The organism is Rhizobium sp. L43 (assembly GCF_002531725.1).
GTDB lineage: Bacteria > Pseudomonadota > Alphaproteobacteria > Rhizobiales > Rhizobiaceae > Rhizobium.
Map to the genome: position 1 here is coordinate 94,667 of NZ_NWSQ01000009.1, position 19,495 is coordinate 114,161.

Annotated in this window: 17 protein-coding genes and 5 tRNA genes; 11 read left to right on the forward strand and 11 right to left on the reverse strand. The window is 61.1% G+C overall.

What is annotated here, in order from left to right; genetic code table 11:
- The first annotated feature begins 82 nt into the window (after positions 1–82).
- Entirely contained in the window at positions 83–2,146 is a 2,064-nt protein-coding gene (locus tag CO667_RS13595) for a choice-of-anchor Q domain-containing protein (protein ID WP_097618875.1), read from the forward strand.
- Between the two features lie 227 nt (positions 2,147–2,373).
- Here CO667_RS13595 and CO667_RS13600 read toward each other — a convergent pair whose 3' ends face one another.
- The 3 genes from CO667_RS13600 to CO667_RS13610 form a co-directional block, all read right to left on the reverse strand.
- Positions 2,374–2,949 carry an AAA family ATPase gene (locus CO667_RS13600; protein WP_097618876.1) on the reverse strand — a complete coding sequence of 192 codons (576 nt, stop codon included), beginning with the start codon at positions 2,947–2,949 and terminating at the stop codon, positions 2,374–2,376.
- Between the two features lie 168 nt (positions 2,950–3,117).
- Positions 3,118–3,194, reverse strand: a tRNA-Arg gene (locus CO667_RS13605).
- A gap of 57 nt (positions 3,195–3,251) precedes the next feature.
- Positions 3,252–3,557, reverse strand: a complete 306-nt coding sequence (locus CO667_RS13610) for an ETC complex I subunit (RefSeq protein WP_003573430.1) — start codon at positions 3,555–3,557, stop codon at positions 3,252–3,254.
- A 654-nt stretch (positions 3,558–4,211) separates the two neighbouring features.
- Here CO667_RS13610 and CO667_RS13615 point away from each other — a divergent pair.
- A tRNA-Pro gene (locus tag CO667_RS13615) sits at positions 4,212–4,288 on the forward strand.
- A 62-nt stretch (positions 4,289–4,350) separates the two neighbouring features.
- Here the strand turns inward: CO667_RS13615 and CO667_RS13620 are convergent.
- Both CO667_RS13620 and CO667_RS13625 read right to left on the reverse strand, forming a co-directional pair.
- Positions 4,351–4,839, reverse strand: a complete 489-nt coding sequence (locus CO667_RS13620) for a DUF192 domain-containing protein (protein WP_097618877.1) — start codon at positions 4,837–4,839, stop codon at positions 4,351–4,353.
- Between the two features lies 1 nt (position 4,840).
- Positions 4,841–5,419: a cold-shock protein gene (locus CO667_RS13625; RefSeq protein ID WP_010067665.1), complete on the reverse strand. Its 579-nt coding sequence runs from the start codon at positions 5,417–5,419 to the stop codon at positions 4,841–4,843.
- 194 nt (positions 5,420–5,613) lie between these two features.
- Here CO667_RS13625 and gloA point away from each other — a divergent pair, with 194 nt between their 5' ends.
- The 5 genes from gloA to CO667_RS13650 all read left to right on the forward strand — a co-directional run bounded on the left by gloA (position 5,614) and on the right by CO667_RS13650 (position 8,084).
- Entirely contained in the window at positions 5,614–6,054 is a 441-nt protein-coding gene (gene gloA / locus CO667_RS13630) for a lactoylglutathione lyase (protein WP_003539134.1), read from the forward strand.
- A 165-nt stretch (positions 6,055–6,219) separates the two neighbouring features.
- On the forward strand, positions 6,220–7,290 hold the full coding sequence (locus tag CO667_RS13635) for a D-Ala-D-Ala carboxypeptidase family metallohydrolase (protein WP_097618878.1): 1,071 nt from the start codon (positions 6,220–6,222) through the stop codon (positions 7,288–7,290).
- Positions 7,291–7,487: 197 nt separating this feature from the next.
- Positions 7,488–7,562, forward strand: a tRNA-Glu gene (locus tag CO667_RS13640).
- 74 nt (positions 7,563–7,636) lie between these two features.
- A tRNA-Glu gene (locus tag CO667_RS13645) sits at positions 7,637–7,711 on the forward strand.
- Positions 7,712–8,009: 298 nt separating this feature from the next.
- Positions 8,010–8,084 (forward strand) — tRNA-Glu (locus CO667_RS13650).
- A 47-nt stretch (positions 8,085–8,131) separates the two neighbouring features.
- Here the strand turns inward: CO667_RS13650 and recJ are convergent.
- The 5 genes from recJ to CO667_RS13675 all read right to left on the reverse strand — a co-directional run bounded on the left by recJ (position 8,132) and on the right by CO667_RS13675 (position 13,663).
- Positions 8,132–9,934 carry a single-stranded-DNA-specific exonuclease RecJ gene (recJ, locus tag CO667_RS13655; protein WP_097618879.1) on the reverse strand — a complete coding sequence of 601 codons (1,803 nt, stop codon included), beginning with the start codon at positions 9,932–9,934 and terminating at the stop codon, positions 8,132–8,134.
- 80 nt (positions 9,935–10,014) lie between these two features.
- Complete coding sequence (locus tag CO667_RS13660) at positions 10,015–10,260, reverse strand: hypothetical protein (protein WP_097618880.1); 246 nt, start codon at positions 10,258–10,260, stop codon at positions 10,015–10,017.
- 162 nt (positions 10,261–10,422) lie between these two features.
- Entirely contained in the window at positions 10,423–11,748 is a 1,326-nt protein-coding gene (locus CO667_RS13665) for a homoserine dehydrogenase (protein ID WP_097618881.1), read from the reverse strand.
- A gap of 61 nt (positions 11,749–11,809) precedes the next feature.
- Complete coding sequence (locus CO667_RS13670) at positions 11,810–13,027, reverse strand: LL-diaminopimelate aminotransferase (protein ID WP_097618882.1); 1,218 nt, start codon at positions 13,025–13,027, stop codon at positions 11,810–11,812.
- Positions 13,028–13,249: 222 nt separating this feature from the next.
- Complete coding sequence (locus CO667_RS13675) at positions 13,250–13,663, reverse strand: hypothetical protein (RefSeq protein WP_097618883.1); 414 nt, start codon at positions 13,661–13,663, stop codon at positions 13,250–13,252.
- Positions 13,664–13,811: 148 nt separating this feature from the next.
- Here CO667_RS13675 and phaC point away from each other — a divergent pair, with 148 nt between their 5' ends.
- A complete protein-coding gene (gene phaC / locus CO667_RS13680) occupies positions 13,812–15,677 on the forward strand; it encodes a class I poly(R)-hydroxyalkanoic acid synthase (protein WP_097618884.1) in 1,866 nt (621 codons plus the stop codon).
- Positions 15,678–15,884: 207 nt separating this feature from the next.
- Entirely contained in the window at positions 15,885–17,228 is a 1,344-nt protein-coding gene (locus tag CO667_RS13685) for a DUF2778 domain-containing protein (protein WP_097618885.1), read from the forward strand.
- Positions 17,229–17,266: 38 nt separating this feature from the next.
- Here the strand turns inward: CO667_RS13685 and CO667_RS13690 are convergent, their stop codons facing one another.
- Positions 17,267–18,424, reverse strand: a complete 1,158-nt coding sequence (locus CO667_RS13690) for an aminotransferase class I/II-fold pyridoxal phosphate-dependent enzyme (RefSeq protein ID WP_097618886.1) — start codon at positions 18,422–18,424, stop codon at positions 17,267–17,269.
- Here CO667_RS13690 and CO667_RS35375 point away from each other — a divergent pair.
- Both CO667_RS35375 and CO667_RS13695 read left to right on the forward strand, forming a co-directional pair.
- Positions 18,383–18,529, forward strand: coding sequence for a hypothetical protein (locus CO667_RS35375; RefSeq protein ID WP_179874134.1), 147 nt, complete (start codon positions 18,383–18,385; stop codon positions 18,527–18,529). The two genes, CO667_RS13690 and CO667_RS35375, sit on opposite strands and share 42 nt — an antisense overlap.
- Before the next feature lie 101 nt (positions 18,530–18,630).
- Complete coding sequence (locus tag CO667_RS13695; RefSeq protein WP_097618887.1) at positions 18,631–19,389, forward strand: DsbA family protein; 759 nt, start codon at positions 18,631–18,633, stop codon at positions 19,387–19,389.
- Positions 19,390–19,495: the final 106 nt, after the last annotated feature.

The window sequence follows — 19,495 nt, forward strand, 5'->3', positions numbered from 1 at the left end:
CCCTATAACCCGCCGCCGTAACGACTGATTAACTAACATTAGTAATTGGTAAAGAACAACGCTAAGGTTGAGGAACCAGATTATGACGACATACTACGTAGCGACGACCGGCAGCGGCGGTGGTAACGGCAGCGCCTCCTCTCCATTTCGCACGATCAGCGACGCGATGGCGTCGGACCTTAAGCCCGGCGACGAGGTTGTGGTGCGCGCCGGCGTCTATAATGAGTCGGTGAACATGTACAAGGATGGTTCCGCCGCCGGCTACATTACCTTGCGGTCGGAGGTACCGGGTGGAGCGGTGATCCACTCAGCGTCGGGCGGCGCAAATGGTATTAACATCACTGCTAACTATGTGGCGGTCGAAGGCTTCGAGGTCTACGGGAGCGATTCGCACGGCATTGTTGGTGATGGCGTCCACCATGTGAGGATCGCCGATAACGTTTCCCACGACAACGGTGCGTCCGGCATCGCCTTCGCCGGATCCGACTTCATCACGATCGAAGGGAACGAGACTTACAAAAATGCGAGTTCCGGCTGGTTTTCAGGCATCTCTCTCTACCAGAACCGGAATATCACCGGGGCGCCGGACGATGGCAGCTTCCGCAACATCATCCGGAACAACATCTCGCACGACAACGTCACGAAGTCGGGTGCGCACACCGATGGCAACGGCATCATCATCGACGATTTCCAGAGCACGCAGACGAGCGGTCATCCGAACTACACGTTTAAGACCCTGGTCGACAACAACCTCGTCTATGAGAACGGCAGCAAAGGCATCCAAGTTACCTGGAGCGACTCCGTCACGGTGAAAAACAACACCGCATACCACAACAATCAGGACCTGCTGAACGACGGCACCTGGCGCGGCGAACTCAGCAACGCGCAGTCGAGCAACAACACCTGGATCAACAACATCGCCGTAGCCGACCCGTCGGTGAATAAGAACAACACTGCGGTCGATAACACGTCGTACGGCGGCTATACCAACGCCAACGTCGTCTGGGCCAACAACAACACCTACAACGGCACGGCCGGCCAGGCCTCGGTCAGGACCGACGGCGGCAACGCTATGCCGAGCACGGCGAACGGCAACAAGCTCGGCATCGACCCGCATTTCGCGGCGGCAGCGAGCGACAATTTCCACCTCGCCTCGGGCTCGGCAGCGATCGACGGCGGAACCGCCAAGTACGGCGTCGGCTCGGTCGATCTGGACGGCCACGCTCGCGTCGTTGGAACTGTCGACATGGGTGCCTACGAATCGGGCTCCAGTGCGACACCGGGAACGCCAACCACGCCGACGCAACCGACAACGCCAACCACGCCGACGAATCCGACAACCCCAACCACCCCGACGCAACCGACAACGCCGACGCAACCGACAACGCCAACGGCGCCGACAAAGGAATTCATCGGCACCAACGGTAACGACATCCTGCCGCACACCGGCCAGTCCAACGGCGGCAACGAAACCTTCAAGGGTCTCGGCGGTAGTGACGTGTTGAAGGGCGGGGCCGGCGCGGACGTGCTCGACGGCGGTACTGGCAATGACACGGCCAGCTATGCGGGCTCCGACGCGGTCAACGTCAACTTGGCGACTAAGGTCGCATCGGGCGGTCAGGCGACCGGCGACAAGATCGCCAGCATCGAAAACTTGACCGGCTCAAGCTACAACGACGTACTGACCGGCGGCAACGGCGGCGGCAACGTTCTCACTGGCGGGGCTGGCGCGGACAAGCTGGACGGCGGCGCCGGCAATGATGTCCTCATTGGTGGTGCCGGAAAGGACATTATGACCGGTGGCATCGGTGAGGATACGTTTATCTTGAAGGCACCGACGGAAACCGGGTCCGGCTTGAACCGCGACGTCATCACCGACTTCCAGCACGGCGTCGATAAGATCGACATCTCGGCGATCGATGCGAATGGCTCTGCGGCGGGCAATGGTACCTTCCATTTCCAGGCACAGGAGAATGCCTTGTTCGATCACAAGGCTGGCGCGCTCGCTTGGCACTATGACGACAATGCTGGATCCGCGAACGATGCTACCGTTATCCAGGCCGACACGAACGGCGACGGCATTCATGACTTCGAGGTTCAGCTGAAGGGCCTCGTCCACCTGGGGGCGGGCGATTTTCTCCTGTAACGATAGCCGTTGTGGCGGTCTGATCGCCACAACTCGCCGGCCGCAAAAGTCGGCTACTTCGGCGCGTGGATGAGGGAGCCCCATCCGCGCGCTGCGTTTTTTTCGACGGGCGTCAGCCGGCCTTCCGGGCCGGCTTTGCGTAAACCGATAGCTCGTCAGAACGCCTCACCTCCCGCCGTCAGGCATATCGACGATCGTAGCGCGAATAGAATCACCTCCGGCGAATTTCAGGCTGACAGGTCGCCAAGGACCTTCAGAATATGCTCTCGGATCGCGATGGCCGTTTTTCCCGGTGATGCGAAAGTGACGTCGAGCACCAATGTGTTTGGGTGGAGTGGATCGAAAACCCCCGCCCTCCGACTGCGATCCCTCGAGGCTGCCACATCCGTGGATTTCAACCTTTGGCGTCGCTCGGGGTTCGAAACCCGGCGAGCCAGCTCCTCTTCATCACACAGCAATCGCACCGGCACCAAAACGGCGTTGCAGGCTTCGGCAGCACCGGCGATCTGTTGAAAGGTATGAAGGCTCCGCTCATCACCCTCGATAGCGGCATGCGTGAAAATGAAATTGGCGGACGGCGCGTAAGCGGTGATTGCATCAAGGACGGTTTGCCGAACCCGACCTGTGAACTCCCATATTCCCTTTGGAAGCGACGCAGTTCCATCCTCATCCAGCAGCCGCAGGATCGGGTTGTTGATCCAGTGGTTGTCGACAACTTTTGCCGAAACCATGGCGCTCAACTCTTTCGCGATAGTCAACTTCCCAACGCCCGGGAAGCCTATGAGCACGATGCGGACACCCATCTTTCGCGACACCTACATAGTTTTCGTTGATAATCATGTCGCCCGAAGACATGGCCGTAAATGCGTGTTCCAATCGGATAGGCGGTCCACGGCCCAGCAGCTTCGTTTTACGGAAGCCGCTCTACCTGTTTGGCGAACGGCATGCTGCATGGATGGACACTTGAAAAATGGCGACCCCTGCAGGAATCGAACCTGCGACAACCTGCTTAGAAGGCAGGTGCTCTATCCAGCTGAGCTAAGGGGCCGTCCGGCGGTCGCGTTCAGGGAGCGCGACCGGATGCGGCAGTTCTGGACGAGAAATCTCAATGCGTCCAGGGCTGTGTACGGGTATAGCGGAAATTGTCCGGATAGGCGACAACCTGGCGGACCGGGTCCTTCGGCGCGATGACGCGGTATTCGATGCCGTTGCGCTGGGCATAGGCTTCGGCCAGTTCCTGCGTTTCGAAGGTGAGTTTCACCTGCTGGCGCGTATCGCCGGAGGAGGTGTAACCCATCATTGGATCGATCTTGCGCGGCGACTCCTGATCGAATTCGAGCACCCAGAGATGGGTCTTGGCCTTGCCCGACTGCATGGCGGTCTTGGCTGGACGATAGATCTTGGCAGACATGACTGCGGCGTCTCCGACTGTGCGGGCAGCGCCCGCCTTTCATGGTCTCATTCCCCGTTGCCGGGGCTTTGCTTCGTCGCTGGATATAGCACGAAGAGATGAATTTTGCTTATCTGCGAATCCTCGGCTTTTCAAGAAAAAAGGCGGTGCGGGAGCGCTGCCGATTCCATCCCGATGACGAGGTGATGCCGCGGAAACATGGATATCGGCGGAAAGGCCGGCTGCGGATATTCCTGCCCCTGTCAGCCGCCGCCTGAAGCTTAACGGTTCCGGCCGGTTGCGCGATATTACCGCCTGTCTCATGTTGTGATAACAAGCTGATTGCCGCGGCTAGCCCTCGGCACTAGTTTACGGCTCAGCTAATTTCAGTGGATTTGCACGCATGATGAGACGTTCGGCGGAGTTCAATGCCATCGTGATAGGGGCTGCGATTACGGCGTTCTTCTACGTTGCCATCAGCTACGCCCAGTATATCGGTCTGCTCGAACACGGATGAGCAGCCTTCTGCTGACGTCCGGCGCGCCCGGCAGGGCAGACCGGCGACCCATCACGATTTTTCTGTATGCATCCCAATATCAGGCGGGAATCTTCGGCCAGGGCTGGATTTATGGGTTGCGACGGCGAAGTGAACCGTGTATCTCCCCGCCCACGGCACGGAGTGTAGCGCAGTCTGGTAGCGCATCTGGTTTGGGACCAGAGGGTCGGGAGTTCGAATCTCTCCACTCCGACCATTCAATATCCCGATATTTCTGAAGTGCTTGGCAGCCACGTCGCAGCCCGCGGACTTGTGCGCTCACTTCGTCCTCTTCGTCGTCGTGGCGCTGACGATCCTGTCGCCCGGCTTGATTCCGAGCTTGGCGACGATGCCGGCATTGAGTTCGACGACGTATTTCACCGGGCTCATCGAATCGATGATGTCGCGCGAATAGGGCGTTGCGTTTTCCTTGATGTGACGGATCGTGCCGGTGTCGTCGGCAAAAAGCATGTCGAGCGGCAGGATGGTGTTTTCCATCCACATGGTGACGCGCCGCGGCTCGTCGAAATCGAAGATCATGCCGGCATCATCGGCCATCACTTTGCGAAACATCAGTCCGTAGGCGCGCTGATCAGGCGTCGAGGCGATCTCGACGGTGAAATGCAGCACCTTGCCCGCAGCGGTCTGGATGAGCAGCGGTTCCTTGCCGAACCGCATCTGCTCTTCGGCCAGAGCCGGCAGGGCGACCATGAAAAAAAGCGCCAGGATGGCGCTTCTGATCGCATGAAACAGGATTGGACCGCGCATATCAGTGCGACCGGCTGGCCGGGCTCGGAACGTCGGGGTGGATCTCCGCGGCCATCAGGCCCTTCTCGCCGTCCCCAAAGCGGACAAGCACCACCTGGCCGGGGCGCAGTTCGGTCAGGCCGAAGCGGCGGAGCGTTTCCATATGCACGAAGATGTCTTCGGTGCCCTCGCCGCGCGTCAGGAAGCCGAAGCCCTTGGTGCGGTTGAACCATTTGACGAGCGCACGCTCGAGCCCACTCGTCGCGGTCACCTGAACATGGGTGCGCACCGGCGGCATCTGCGAGGGATGTACCGCCGTCGACTGGTCCATCGAGAGGATCTTGAAAGCCTGGTAACCGCGCTCGCGGCGCTGGATGAGGGCGACGATGCGCGTTCCCTCGAGGATCGTCTGGTAACCGTCGCGGCGCAGGCAGGTCACATGCAGGAGTACATCCTGCATGCCGTTGTCGGGCACGATGAAGCCGAAACCCTTGGCGACGTCGAACCACTTGACGACGCCGGTGATTTCAACAAGATCGACCGCCTCTGCCGATAGCTCGTCAAGGTCGGAGTATTCGTTCGATGAAATCCTATCAGCCATTTCGCCAGCCCCTCGAATACGCGTCACACTGTTACGGTTAACTGATTCTTGAAATCAAGATTAACATCTTGGTAACGGATAAGCGCAAGTCCTAGTTTTCGGTTATTCCCAGCTGCACATTTTATAAAGATGACTTGCCCGAAGCTGACCTCGGCTCGCCGAAAAAAGCTAGCCCCAATAAAGGAGTAAATAGAATGCGTTATCTCCACACTATGGTTCGCGTCAAAGACCTCGACGCCTCACTCGCCTTTTACACCACGCTGTTCGGGCTGGAGGAGATTCGCCGCCACGAAAACGAGAAGGGCCGCTTCACCCTGGTTTTCCTGGCCGCCCGCGACGATCTCGACCGTGCGCGCAGCGAAAAGGCTCCCTGCCTCGAGCTCACCTATAATTGGGACACGGAAGATTATAGCGGCGGACGCAATTTCGGCCACCTCGCCTATGAGGTCGACGATATTTATGCGACCTGCCAGAATCTGATGGACAACGGCATCACCATCAACCGGCCGCCGCGCGACGGCAACATGGCCTTCGTGCGCTCGCCCGACGGCATCTCGATCGAAATCCTGCAGAAGGGCAGCCCGCTTCCGGCCGCTGAGCCCTGGGCCTCGATGGGCAATACCGGCGCCTGGTAAGGTTTTTTCCGCAAGGCTTTTGCGAGGCTTGCGGTTTTTTCGATTTCGGGTCCGGCCGGCGCCTTGGCGCTTGCCGCGATCCGACCCCGCAGGCAATCTCCCGGTGACTCGAAGCGGACGGCGGCGTTTTTCGCCCATTTTCTGCATTAACCGGAGACTGGTCGCTTGCCTAACATGCAAATGCGGATGCCCGTGACGGGCGCTTTGCTGATCGCCACTTCGGTGCTGGCGCTGTTGTCCGGCTGCGCGTCGGACAAGAAGGCGCTGGATTCCGCCGCGGTGGCGCCGGCGGCGCAGGCCGCCGCACCTGAACTGGCCGCGGCAGCGCCTGCAAGCCCTGCCCCGCGTTCGGTCTATACCGATCCCCGGCTCGTCAATGTCTCCGGCGCTCAGGCCGCACCTCAGACCGTGGCAGCGAATCCGAATGCCGCTGCCCCGGCGGCCGATCCGGCGGCATCGGCGCCCGCCAATATCGGCGGGCTCGTCATGCAGTCGACCCGGATCAACGCCCAGGCGATGAGCATCTTTTCCGATCACCAGCCGGCGCCGCAGAACAACAGTACATCCACCGTCATTCAGCCGCAGGCCTATGCGCCGGTGGAAGGTGCAGTGCCCGCGAGAAGCAGCGTCTACAGCCAGCAGCCCGCACCAGCACAGCCGGCGGAGCCGGTGCTGCCGCAGCAATCCTCGCAGAATGGCAGCACGCAGCCTGCGCCGGTTCAAACAGCGTCGCTGGCGACCGGCAGCATTCCGACCTCGACTGTGAATGCACTCTACAGCGCGCCGAAACAGAACCTGCTCGGCAGCCTCACCGGCCTGCTGCAGAAGGCATCCCTGCCCGGCATGACGCGTATCGCGCCGAACGGGCTGCATCTTCAGAACGACAAGGTCGAGGTCGGCTGCTTCAAGCCCGACCTGCTGAACGTGATCAAAACGGTCGAAAGCCATTTCGGCCGGCCCGTCATCGTCACGTCAGGCTACCGCGACGAAGAGCATAACCGCCTGGTCGGCGGCGCTGACGAATCGATGCACAAGAGCTGCGAGGCAGCCGACATCCAGATCGACGGCGTCACGAAATGGGGCATCGCCGCCTACATCCGTTCGCTGCCGAACCGGGGCGGCGTCGGCACCTATTGCCACACGGATTCGGTCCATCTCGACACCGGCAAAAGCCGCGACTGGAACTGGGGCTGCGGCGGCAAACGTGCGCCGATGACGACCGCAAGAGCGATCTGACCGCCGCGCGCTCTTCGCATCACGCTACGGCAGCGTCGCCTCGTCTTGTTCAAGAAACAACCGGCAGCCATTGATTCGGCTTCAATAATCGGCGTCTCCAACGCAGCAGGATTTCCTGTCATTTTTTTGAAAGAAATCCGCATTTCCCGCTTGCGGGATTCAAAACGCCTGACTATAAGGGCGCCACCACGAAGGAAGCGCCCTTCGTCTATCGGTTAGGACACCAGATTTTCATTCTGGGAAGAGGGGTTCGACTCCCCTAGGGCGTGCCACTTTCTCTCCATATAGAACCCATCGCATCCGCTTGCAGAAGCCGGCGCGCGCGCCTATTTTAACGAACTGGCCTGCGCCCTTCGTCTATCGGTTAGGACGACAGATTCTCATTCTGTAAAGAGGGGTTCGACTCCCCTAGGGCGTACCACCGGGCTTGCGCAATGGCGCCTAAAGCGCGTCGCGATCTTTCAGATTCGCTCCTTGCGCTTTAGCTCTTTATTTTCTCACATGTCTCGGCAAAAGCGTTTCGCGCTTTGCCTGGCAAAACCGCTGCACAGTTTTGCGCGACATGCTCCAGCCCGCTGGCCTATTTTTCCCGGTTCCCTCGCCTCACGATACCAGGTTTTTCCACAGCCGAAATAAATCGGCGAAAACGATGATTTTTTCGCGTCTTGGCGCTTGCGGCTTTCGAAGGTGCTGACTATAAGGGCGCCACCACGAAGGAAGCGCCCTTCGTCTATCGGTTAGGACACCAGATTTTCATTCTGGGAAGAGGGGTTCGACTCCCCTAGGGCGTGCCACTTCTTCTCTCTAAATTCCATGTCTTTCAAGCGGTTGCTCGACAGCCCTATTTCGCCGGCGCGGCATCGCAGACGCGCAGCTGGATGCGGCGCGCACCCTGGTAATGCTCGGCACTGAGCGAACCCGCGACATGCAGGCTGGCGCCGCGTGAATTGATGAGAAGATTGCCGAGCGGCGTATCGGCGGCGCGGAAGGCGATGCCGTCGAGCCGCGATCCGTCCATGGCCTCCAGCGTCACCTTGACATGTTTCTCGCCGACCAGGCGCGCGTCGCGGACGCGATGGGCCGGTACGGCAAAGAGCGGCTGGGCATGGCCGGAGCCATAGGGGCCGGCCGCATCCAGGCGGTCGATAAGTTCGAGCGTGGCGCCGCTGGCGCCGATCGCCCCGTCGATCTTCAAGGTCTCGTTGGCGACGAGGTTTGCCACCGTCCTTGCCGACTTCTCCGTGAAGAAGGTCCTCAGCCTGCCGAGATCGGCGCGCTCCACGGTCAGCCCCGCGGCCATGGCGTGGCCGCCGCCCTTGACGAGAATCCCCTCGTCGACCGCAGCCCGCACCATCCTGCCCATATCGAAGCCGTTGATCGAGCGGCCCGAGCCGGTGCCGCGGCCGGAGGCATCGAAGGCGATCGCGAAGGCCGGCCGTTTGAACTTCTCCTTCAGCCGCGCCGCGATCAACCCGACGATGCCGGGATGCCATTTCTCATGGGCGGTAACGATGACGGAGGCGCCCTCGCCGTCGCCATATTCGGCGAGCGCCTCGGCTTCCGCCTCCTGCAGCATGACGGTCTCCATCGCCTGGCGCTCGCGGTTGAGCTCGTCGAGTCGCTGGGCGATCATTTCAGCCTCGCCGGCATCGTCGAGCGTCAGCAGCCGGCTTCCGAGGGCGGCGTCGCCGATCCGCCCGCCGGCATTGATGCGCGGGCCGATCAGGAAACCGAAATGATAGGGTGTCACCGGGCCGGCGAGCCCCGCCTTGCGGAAGAGTGCGGCAAGCCCGGCATTGCTCTGGTGGCGGGCAGCGACCAGCCCCTTCACCACATAGGCGCGGTTGAGGCCCTTCAGCGGCACGACATCGCAGACCGTAGCCAGTGCGACGATATCAAGCCATTGTAAGAGGTCGATCGCCAGGATGTGTTTGTTGCCGGCGGCGCGCAGCAGTCTCAGCGTCGCGACCAGCACCATGAAGACGACACCGGCGGCACAAAGATGCCCCTGCCCCGAGAGATCGTCCTCACGGTTCGGATTGACGAGCGCATGGCAGGGCGGCAGCTCATGTGTCACCTGGTGGTGATCGATGACGACGACATCGATGCCACGCGCGGCAGCCGCCGCCAGCGCTTCGTGACTGGTGGAGCCGCAATCGACGGTGACGATCAGCTCAGCACCTTTGTCGATCAACTGGTTGATCGCCGCCGGATTGGGGCCGTAACCTTCGAAGACGCGGTCGGGAATGTAAATGTTCGCCCTGACGCCGAAATGGCTGAGAAAGCGGAATATCAGCGCCGAGGAGGCCGCGCCGTCGACGTCATAGTCGCCGAAGATCGCAACACTCTCGCCGCGCTCGATCGCACGCAGCAGGCGGGTTGCGGCCTTTTCGCAATCGGTCAGCTTATGGGGATCGGGCATCAGGCTGCGGATTGTGGGGTCGAGGAATTCGATCGCCTCGTCCACCGTCACGCCGCGCCCGGCCAGCACGCGGGCGATCAGATCCGGCAGGCCGTGGACCTGCGACATGGCGAGCGCCCGGTTCTGCCCGGCCTGGTCGAGCCGCGCCACCCAGCGATTGTCGAGCGCGGATTTCTCCACGCCGAGAAACGCGCGCTGTACCGGATCGACGAGATCTGTCATGCCACACTCCGCTGACTTCATCTGCTCTTTCTACAGGAGCAGCGGAGATAACATAGCGGTGGATTTGCAGACACGGATTTTTACCAAAACACCGCCCAGATGATCATGGCAATGCCGGCGAACTGCACCAGCAGGAACGAAAACAGCGTCAGCAGAATGGCCCAGTTGCGGCCTTCCGTGTGTTCCTCATCGCCGTCAGCCTCGTCATGGACGTCCTGACTGAGATCACGGTGCACCGGCTTGAGGATTTCCTCAAGCATATCAGGAGCGTCCGGCTGGTCGCACGGGCCGCCATACCCTTTCCCGGCATGGTTGTCCTTGCTCATGAAATTCTCCACGCCGGCGACTCACCATCTATGGTTTTATTTATATCAATATTTCGGTATTTGTTAATATAAACTTCCGTTAGGGAAGCTGAATGTTCAACAGAAAAAAACCGCCCTGCCAGAGACAGGGCGGTTCAACGGTTCCGAAACGGGAAGAAGGGCTCAGCCTTCCTCCTTCGGACGTTCGATGCGAATCACCTGCGGCTCGCCGAAGAGATAACCTTCCGACTTGATCGAGGCGACCGCCTTGCGGACCGACTCTTCCATCGTCGCGTGGGTGACGAGAATGATCGTCTGGTGGTGCGACGGGGCCAGATGCTGTTTGGAGCGCTGGACGATCGATTCCAGCGAGATGTTGTTTTCGGCCATGCGGGTTGCAACGCTGGCAAAGACGCCGGTGCGGTCGAGCACGGTCAGGCGGATGAAATAGCCGCCCTCGTGGCTCTGCATCTGCGCCTTGCGATAGGGCTCCAGCGCCTTTGCCGGATGGCCGAGAACCGGCACGCGCTGGGCGCCCGGCTGGCTCTTGGCGATATCGGCGATGTCGCCAAGCACAGACGAGGCCGTGGCGTTGCCGCCGGCGCCGGGGCCGACCATCAGCAATTCGCCGAGCACGTCGGATTCGATCGCTACCGCATTGGTGACGCCGTCGACCTGGGCAATGACCGAATCGACCGGCACCATGGTCGGGTGCACGCGCTGCTCGATGCCGGTATCGGTGCGCTGGGCAACGCCCAGCAGCTTGATGCGATAACCGAGCTCGGCGGCGGCGTGGATATCCTCGATCGAGATATTGGTGATGCCTTCGAGATAGATGTCGTCGGCCGCGATGCGATTGCCGAAGGCAAGCGTCGTCAGGATGGAAAGCTTGTGGGCCGTGTCGTTGCCCTCGATATCGAAGGCCGGATCGGCCTCGGCATAACCCAGCCGCTGCGCTTCCTTGAGGCATTCGGCGAAGGAAAGCCCCTCCTTCTCCATCTTGGTCAGGATGTAATTGCAGGTGCCGTTCATGATGCCGTAGATGCGCGAGACGGCATTGCCCGTCAGCGATTCGCGCAGCGCCTTGATGACCGGGATGCCGCCGGCGACCGCCGCCTCGAAGTTCAGGAGCGCGCCCTTCTCTTCCGCGATCGTCGCAAGCTCGACGCCGTGATAGGCAAGCAGCGCCTTGTTGGCTGTCACCACATGGAGACCACGCTGGAGTGCGGCGCGCACCGAGACGTTGGCCGCCCCTTCGGCGCCGCCCATCAGCTCGACGAAGACGTCGATATCGCCCTTTTCGGCAAGCTCTTCCGGCCGATCGAACCAGGTAACAGCGGAAAGATCGACGCCGCGATCCCTCGACTTGTCGCGCGCGGAGACCGCGGTGATGGTGATCGGACGCCCGCAGGTGACGGCAAGCTCGTTGCTCTTCTGCTGAATGATGCGGACAAGCGAGGCGCCAACGGTGCCCAAGCCCGCAATGCCGATTTTGAGGGCATCTGCCATGGATCGATCCTGAAATATCTGGGTGGCGGCAGCCGCTTGAGGCGGCTGCCCAATGGTTGGATTAACGGTGCGCGTTCAGCGAAATGACGTTATGCATCGTTTCGTCTGCCGTCGACATGAACTTCTTGATGTTGCGCGCAGCCTGGCGGATGCGGTGTTCGTTCTCGACAAGCGCCAGACGGACGTAGTCGTCGCCCATCTCGCCGAAGCCGATGCCCGGGGCAACGGCGACGTCGGCCTTCTCGACCAGCAGCTTGGAAAACTCCAGCGAACCGAGATGGCGGAACTTTTCCGGGATCTTCGCCCAGGCGAACATGGTGGCAGCCGGCGGCGGCACATCAAAGCCCGCCTTGCCGAAGCTTTCGACCATGACGTCGCGGCGACGCTTATAAACGTTGCGGACTTCCGCAATGTCGGAGCCGTCGCCGTTCAGCGCATGCGTCGCCGCCACCTGGATCGGCGTGAAGGCGCCGTAATCGAGGTAGGACTTGACGCGGGTGAGCGCCGCGATCAGCCGCTCATTGCCGACGGCAAAGCCCATGCGCCAGCCGGGCATGGAGAAGGTCTTCGACATCGAGGTGAATTCGACCGTCACATCCATGGCGCCCGGCACTTCGAGAACCGACGGCGGCGGGACGTCGTCGAAATAGATCTCCGAATAGGCAAGGTCGGACAGCACGATGATGTCGTGCTTCTTGGCGAAGGCGATGACGTCCTTGTAGAAATCGAGCGTCGCGACAAAAGCCGTCGGGTTCGAGGGGTAATTGAGGATCAGCGCCAACGGCTTCGGAATCGAATGGCGAACCGCGCGCTCAAGCGGCGGGAAAAAGGTCTCGTCCGGCTCCACCGACATCGAGCGGATCACGCCGCCCGCCATCAGGAAGCCGAAGGCGTGGATCGGATAGGTCGGGTTCGGGCAGAGGATGACGTCGCCGGGCGCGGTGATCGCCTGCGCCATGTTGGCAAAGCCTTCCTTGGAGCCGAGGGTGGCGACCACCTGCGTATCCGGGTTGAGCTTGACGCCGAAACGGCGGGCATAATAGGCGGCCTGAGCGCGGCGCAGACCAGGAATACCCTTGGAGGAGGAATAACGGTGCGTGCGTGGATCCTGCACGACCTCGCACAGCTTGTCGACGATCGACTGGGGAGTGGGAAGGTCGGGGTTTCCCATGCCGAGATCGATGATATCGGCGCCGCCCGCTCGCGCGCTTGCTTTCAAACGGTTGACCTGTTCGAAAACATAAGGCGGCAAACGCCGGACTTTGTGAAACTCTTCCATTTCATTCCCCATGGAAAGGCGGCCTTTTCGGGCCGCAGTCGAAGTTCGTTCCGTCTCCCGGCGGCTGCGACACGAACTTCAGAATCGCAACGCCGTATTCATCAGACCTAAGCCACGCGGCAAATCTTTGACGGAAAGGCCGCGTAACGCGCTTTATCGGGAAAATCTTATCTTCCGATCCTTGCCGAAGGCTTTGCGTCCAAATCGCTTGAAAGGCAAGGTCTATTTGGAGATTTCGGAAAGCGTATCGGTGCCGTGTTCGGCGGCAAGGCGGCGCATTTCGGCGACCTTGGCCTGATATTCGGCTTCCGAGAGCGTACCGGCCTTGCGGCGGGCGGCCAGTGCGGTCAGTTGATGTTGCAGTTCGGCCGCCTGCTCGTCGCTCATCTGGACATTGGCGGCCGTCAGCGGCGCGCCGAAATTCGGATAGCCGTCCGGCGACTTTGCTAGGCCACCTTCGACCGCATCGCCTTTGGTGGCCGGCATGACGACGGCGGTCGGGGCCGCCCGCTTGGCGGCGGCGGCGGCTTTCTCTTCCGCCGTCAGATTGCATCCGGCAAGGGCCATCGCCGCCGCGGCGCAGATCAATGCGGTGCGGTTGAAGGTTGCGATGCGCAAAATGCCGTTCTTCGTCATGCCTCAAAAATCCAGTTCTGACTGCGTCGACTGTTAAATTTGTCGCAGCCACAAAGCAATAGCATGAGCCGGCGCGGGTGGAACTTGTTTTCTCGTCCGATCACGATGTACAACGAACGGATAAAAACAGTGCTGCCGCCGGGAGGACATGGTGACCGACAGCAAGCAGGAAAATGGCGGCCAGAAGAATGGCGGCAAGGCCGGTTTCGACGCGACCGATCTCGATCCCTATGTGTTGAAGGATCCCGAGACCATGGCGATGAATTTCGCCCGGGCGCTCGAAAATCTCGGGCAAGCTGCCTCGGCCTGGCTTGCGCCGCGCGAACGCGGCGAGATCAGCGAAACCGCCGTCGATCCGATGACCGACATGGTCAAGACGCTTTCCAAGGTCAGCGAATACTGGATTGCCGATCCCCGCCGCACCTTCGAGGCGCAGACGCAGCTGATGTCCTCGTTCTTCGGCATCTGGATGCGCTCGATGCAGCGCATGCAGGGCACGCGCGGCATGCAGGGCGAGCCGCTGCCGCCTGAGCCCGACCGCAAGGACAAGCGCTTCTCCGACGAGGACTGGCAGAAGAACCCGTTCTTCGATTTTCTCCGCCAGGTCTATTTCGTCACATCGGACTGGGCGGAAAAGCTGGTGTCGGAGACCGATGGCCTCGACGAGCACACCAAGCACAAGGCCGGCTTCTACGTGAAGCAGATCACCGCAGCGCTTTCGCCGAGCAACTTCATCGCCACCAATCCGCAGCTCTACCGCGAGACGATCGCCAGCAGCGGCGAAAACCTGGTGCGGGGAATGAAGATGCTTGCCGAGGACATCGCTGCCGGAAACGGCGATCTTCGCCTTCGCCAGACCGACATGACGAAATTCGCCGTCGGTCGCGACATGGCGCTGACGCCGGGCAAGGTGATCGCCCAGAACGATATCTGCCAGATCATTCAATACGAGGCTTCGACCGAAACGGTGCTGAAGCGGCCGCTGCTGATCTGCCCGCCCTGGATCAACAAATTCTATATTCTCGACCTCAATCCGCAGAAATCCTTCATCAAATGGTGCGTCGACCAGGGGCAGACCGTCTTCGTCATTTCCTGGGTCAACCCGGATGCGCGCCACGCTGGGAAAGACTGGGCGGCCTATGCCCGTGAGGGCATCGATTTCGCGCTCGAGACGATCGAGAAGGCGACCGGGGAAAAGGACGTCAACGCCGTCGGCTACTGCGTCGGCGGCACGCTGCTGGCCGCGACACTGGCGCTGCATGCCAAGGAGAAGAACAAGCGCATCAAGACCGCGACACTCTTCACCACCCAGGTCGACTTCACCCATGCCGGCGACCTCAAGGTCTTCGTCGACGAGGAGCAGCTTACAGCGCTCGAAGAGCATATGCAGGCGGTCGGTTATCTCGACGGCTCGAAAATGTCGATGGCCTTCAACATGCTGCGGGCTTCCGAGCTGATCTGGCCTTATTTCGTCAACAGCTACCTCAAGGGCCAGGATCCCCTGCCCTTCGACCTCTTGTTCTGGAACGCCGATTCGACCCGCATGGCGGCGGCAAACCATGCCTTCTACCTGCGCAATTGCTATCTCAGGAATGCGCTGACGCGGAACGAGATGATCCTCGACGGCAAGCCCGTATCGCTGAAGGATGTGAAGATCCCGATCTATAATCTCGCCACGCGCGAGGATCACATCGCGCCTGCCAAGTCGGTCTTCGTCGGCAGCCGGTTCTTCGGCGGCAAGGTGGAATTCGTTGTCACCGGCTCGGGACATATTGCCGGCGTCGTCAACCCGCCCGACAAGAAGAAGTATCAATATTGGACCGGCGGCCCCACCAAGGGGGATTATGAGACCTGGATCGAGCAGGCGACCGAGACAGCTGGATCCTGGTGGCCGCACTGGCGGGCCTGGATCGAGACGCATGACGACAGGCGCGTGCCGGCGCGCAAACCCGGCGGCGATGCGCTGAACGCGATCGAGGAAGCGCCGGGGAGTTATGTGATGGAACGCACCTGAGACGGCCCTGCGCATCTCTTTTTGAGACGCCGCGAGAAAGAGCGTCCCGGCGTAAACAAATTAGAAACCATAATTCGTCATCCTTGCGAAACAGTCGGAAGTCGCGGGCGGTCTAAATTCGGCCCACTTGCGCCTTTACCGGCCCCGGCGAAGTTTAGTCAGTCAGTGCCGCCGGCCTGCGTAGCGAGTTTGAAAGACGAGTGTAGTATGGCGTTTGCGGTCGGGTCGTTCAACGACGTCACCCCTCTTGGCGGATCTGCTTTTCGTTTACGCAGATCTCGCGGCTTTCTTTACGGCGTCGTCGGCGCCGGATTTCTGACCTCCACATGGTTGATCGCGACCTTCGCGACGATGCATTCAATCGGCGCTCCCGCTTCTTCGTCCGACAGCTTCACGCAAGTCGCATCGACACCGAAGCCAAAGCCCACGACGCACCACGAACGACTGATCCATGTCGGCAAGGCCGACCGGCTGGCAGCTTTCAACGCAAAGCCGGTCGTCGCCCTGACGGCTGAGCTCGTGCGATCGCATGCGCAAAAGACCGACGCTGCCGCGATGGCATCGCTGGCGCTTGCAAAGAATAATCGCATCGTCACGCCTGCCGAACCCCCGGTCACTGTCGCCGCCGCAACACCGTCCGACACCGCGAAATTCGTCAAGGACGATAGCGTCGCGCCACCGATCGAGCTTGCTCAGGCTGAGATGCAAGAGGACAGCGACAACCGCATCATCATCCCGTCCAAGGAAGCCGTCGCCGCCGTCGAACTCCCTGCCCTGCTCGCACTTGCCGACGCCGGACCGCAGCAGATTGCGCCGGCCCCGGTCGAGCCGGCCGCGCCCGTCCTGACGGCGTCGCTGCCGCAGGAAAAATCTGCGCCTGTAGAAGTGGCCGAAGCCGAAGAGCAACCGCCCTTCGATCTTGTCCTGGCGCCGGACGAAGGCTCCGTGCCGCTGCCGATGGCGCGTCCCGATGGCCTCGTCGGCAAACCGGCGCTGGCCGCCCAGGGTTCACAGCGCGCCGGCGCGCCTGCCCTTGCCTACGCCCAGCCGAATTCGCCGATCGAGGACGACGAGGACGATGCGGTGCCGCGCTACGACAAGCCGGTCTTCTCGCCGAAGCTGCGCGCAGGCGTTGCGATCTACGACATCGAGAACAGCACGGTCTATCTGCCGAACGGCGAGAGACTGGAAGCCCATTCCGGCCTCGGCAAGATGCGCGACAATCCGCGTTACGCAAACCAGAAGATGCGCGGACCGACACCGCCGCACACCTACGCCCTCACCATGCGCGAGAGCCTTTTCCATGGCGTCGCGGCGATCCGGCTGACACCGATCGAGGGCTCGGACGCCATCTATGACCGCGTCGGCCTGCTCGCCCACACCTACATGCTCGGTAAGAACGGCGATTCCAACGGCTGCGTCTCCTTCAAGGACTACAAGCGCTTCCTCGCCGCCTACAAGCGCGGTGACATCAAGCAGCTCGTTGTGGTGCCGCGGCTGAACAACAAGCCGGCTTCGACGCTCGCCTCGCTGTTTTCGTCGCGCAGCTGACGGATAAGAGTTCGCGGTCGGCTGACCGGCCGCGACGGCTATTTCAACCAGGCTGCGATCCGCTCTACCGCCTCGGCGATCTCGGCTTCCGAGCCCGCATAGGACAGGCGCAGGGTCCGATGTCCTTCCAGCGGATCGAAGTCGAGGCCGGGCGTTGCGGCGACGTCGATTTCCGCGAGCATGCGTTTGGCAAAACCCATGCTGTCATTGGTGAAGCGGGTAACGTCGAGATAGGCATAAAATGCGCCGTCCATCGGCGAGGCGATCGAAAGGCCGATCTGCGGCAGGCGCAGCATCAGCAACTCGCGATTGGCGGCATAACTCGCCTTATAGCGATCGAGTTCGTTGCCGGCGCCAAGAGCGGCGGTGGCGGCGATCTGGGAGAGCTCGGGCGGGGAGATATAGAGACTCTGCGCCACCCGCTCGATCGGCCGCACCAGGCGTTCCGGCAGCACCATCCAGCCTATCCGCCAGCCGGTCATGCAATAATATTTGGAGAAGGAGTTGATGACGATCGCCTCGTCGGTCAGCTCAAGCGCGCTCGCCTCCTCGCCGGCGAAAGTCAGCCCGTGATAGATCTCGTCGGAGATGAAGGCGATGGAATGAGCCGCGCAGTAATCCGCAAGCGCCTTCAGCCCGTTGCGGCCGGTCACCGTGCCGGTGGGATTGGCGGGGCTTGCGAGCAGCACGCCTTTCAGCGTCACGCCGCTTTGCTTCTGCACCGCCTCGAGGCTCTCGGGCGTCAGGGTAAAGTGAGTCTCGGCTGTAACCGGCACCTCGACAACCTTGAGGCCCAGCGCGCCGAGGATATTGCGATAGGCGGGATAACCGGGTCTTGCGATCGCCACCGCATCGCCGGCATCGAAGAGCGACAGGAAGGCGAGATTGAAGCCGGCCGAGGAACCGGTGGTGATGGCGATGCGCGAGGGATCGATCTCCAGTCCGTGGCGATCCCTATAGTGCCGGGCAAGCGCCGATTTCAGCCGCGCCGTGCCCAGCGCATCGGTATAACCGATCCGGCCTTCGGCAAGGGCTTGGCGCGCCGCTTCGAGGGCTGCCTGTGGGGCGGGGTGCGAGGGTTGACCGACGGCCATCGAGATGACGGGGCGACCGGCCGCACGCCGCTTCGTCGCCTCCGCCAGGACGTCCATGGCATGAAAGGGCTCGACTTCGCTGCGTTTCGATATGGAAAACAAGATCGCTTCTCGCTCGGCTTCTTCGATGATGGCCAGACAATTGCCGCATTAATCGGCTCATCACAATCCCGCGAGGGCGGCGCGGGGGTTAAAATTCCTGTTTGAGCAGAACTCGACGCGCCGTACCTTGACGCGACGCATTCAAGTCCATAACCCGGCGACGGTCTTCAGACCAAGACGACCACATTGCCGATGACGAGGATATCATGGCCTTCTTCTCGAAAAGCTTCACCGCACTGGCGCTTGCCGCATCGATCGCTCTTCCGTTTCCGGCGGCAGCGCTCGACGACCAGCAGAAGAAGGAGTTCGGCGAATTCATCAAGCAATACCTGATCGAAAATCCCGAGATCATGCTCGAAGTCCAGGATGCACTGCAGAAGAAGCAGGAAGCCCAGCGGCTGGTGAAGGCCAATATGGCGATCGATGACAACACCGCCGACATTTTCGATTCGAAGAACGACGTCACGCTCGGCAATCCCAAGGGCGATGTCACCGTCGTCGAATTCTTCGACTATAATTGCAGCTATTGCCGTCACGCGCTTCCCGACATGCAGGCGATGCTGAAGAAGGACAAGAACGTCCGCTTCGTGCTCAAGGAGTTTCCGATCCTCGGGCCGGATTCGGTCGCCGCCCACAAGGTCGCCGACGCCTTCCGCAAGCTGGCGCCGGAGAAATATGCCGATTTCCACGTCGCCCTGCTCGGCACCGAAGGCCGTGCCTCCGACGAAACGGCGATCGCGGTTGCCGCTTCGCTCGGCGTCAGCGAGGACAAGATCCGCGCCGAGATGGCCAAGAGCCCGAATGACAGCATCGTCCAGGCGACCTACCAACTCGCCTCCAGTCTCGGCATCAGCGGCACACCGTCTTATGTGATCGGCAAAGAACTGGTGCCGGGCGCCGTCGGGCTCGACGATCTCGAAGCCAAGGTCAAGAACATGCGCAGCTGCGGCAAGACCGCCTGCTGAGCAGAGAGCCGCCGATCCGCCGCCCATCAAATCGCCAAAATCGAAGCGTTTCAACCATGTGGACAAATGTGGCGCGATTCCGGCTGGCCAATCCGTAAGGGCTTTC

What these genes read in the sequence shown, in the direction of transcription:
- CO667_RS13595 (WP_097618875.1), top strand. Translation starts at nt 83, where the DNA reads ATGACGACATACTACGTAGCGACGACCGGCAGCGGCGGTGGTAACGGC.
- CO667_RS13600 (WP_097618876.1), bottom strand. Translation starts at nt 2,949, where the DNA reads ATGGGTGTCCGCATCGTGCTCATAGGCTTCCCGGGCGTTGGGAAGTTG.
- CO667_RS13610 (WP_003573430.1), bottom strand. Translation starts at nt 3,557, where the DNA reads ATGTCTGCCAAGATCTATCGTCCAGCCAAGACCGCCATGCAGTCGGGC.
- CO667_RS13620 (WP_097618877.1), bottom strand. Translation starts at nt 4,839, where the DNA reads ATGCGCGGTCCAATCCTGTTTCATGCGATCAGAAGCGCCATCCTGGCG.
- CO667_RS13625 (WP_010067665.1), bottom strand. Translation starts at nt 5,419, where the DNA reads ATGGCTGATAGGATTTCATCGAACGAATACTCCGACCTTGACGAGCTA.
- gloA (WP_003539134.1), top strand. Translation starts at nt 5,614, where the DNA reads ATGCGTTATCTCCACACTATGGTTCGCGTCAAAGACCTCGACGCCTCA.
- recJ (WP_097618879.1), bottom strand. Translation starts at nt 9,934, where the DNA reads ATGACAGATCTCGTCGATCCGGTACAGCGCGCGTTTCTCGGCGTGGAG.
- CO667_RS13660 (WP_097618880.1), bottom strand. Translation starts at nt 10,260, where the DNA reads ATGAGCAAGGACAACCATGCCGGGAAAGGGTATGGCGGCCCGTGCGAC.
- CO667_RS13665 (WP_097618881.1), bottom strand. Translation starts at nt 11,748, where the DNA reads ATGGCAGATGCCCTCAAAATCGGCATTGCGGGCTTGGGCACCGTTGGC.
- CO667_RS13670 (WP_097618882.1), bottom strand. Translation starts at nt 13,027, where the DNA reads ATGGAAGAGTTTCACAAAGTCCGGCGTTTGCCGCCTTATGTTTTCGAA.
- CO667_RS13675 (WP_097618883.1), bottom strand. Translation starts at nt 13,663, where the DNA reads ATGACGAAGAACGGCATTTTGCGCATCGCAACCTTCAACCGCACCGCA.
- phaC (WP_097618884.1), top strand. Translation starts at nt 13,812, where the DNA reads ATGGTGACCGACAGCAAGCAGGAAAATGGCGGCCAGAAGAATGGCGGC.
- CO667_RS13685 (WP_097618885.1), top strand. Translation starts at nt 15,885, where the DNA reads ATGGCGTTTGCGGTCGGGTCGTTCAACGACGTCACCCCTCTTGGCGGA.
- CO667_RS35375 (WP_179874134.1), top strand. Translation starts at nt 18,383, where the DNA reads ATGAAAGGGCTCGACTTCGCTGCGTTTCGATATGGAAAACAAGATCGC.
- CO667_RS13695 (WP_097618887.1), top strand. Translation starts at nt 18,631, where the DNA reads ATGGCCTTCTTCTCGAAAAGCTTCACCGCACTGGCGCTTGCCGCATCG.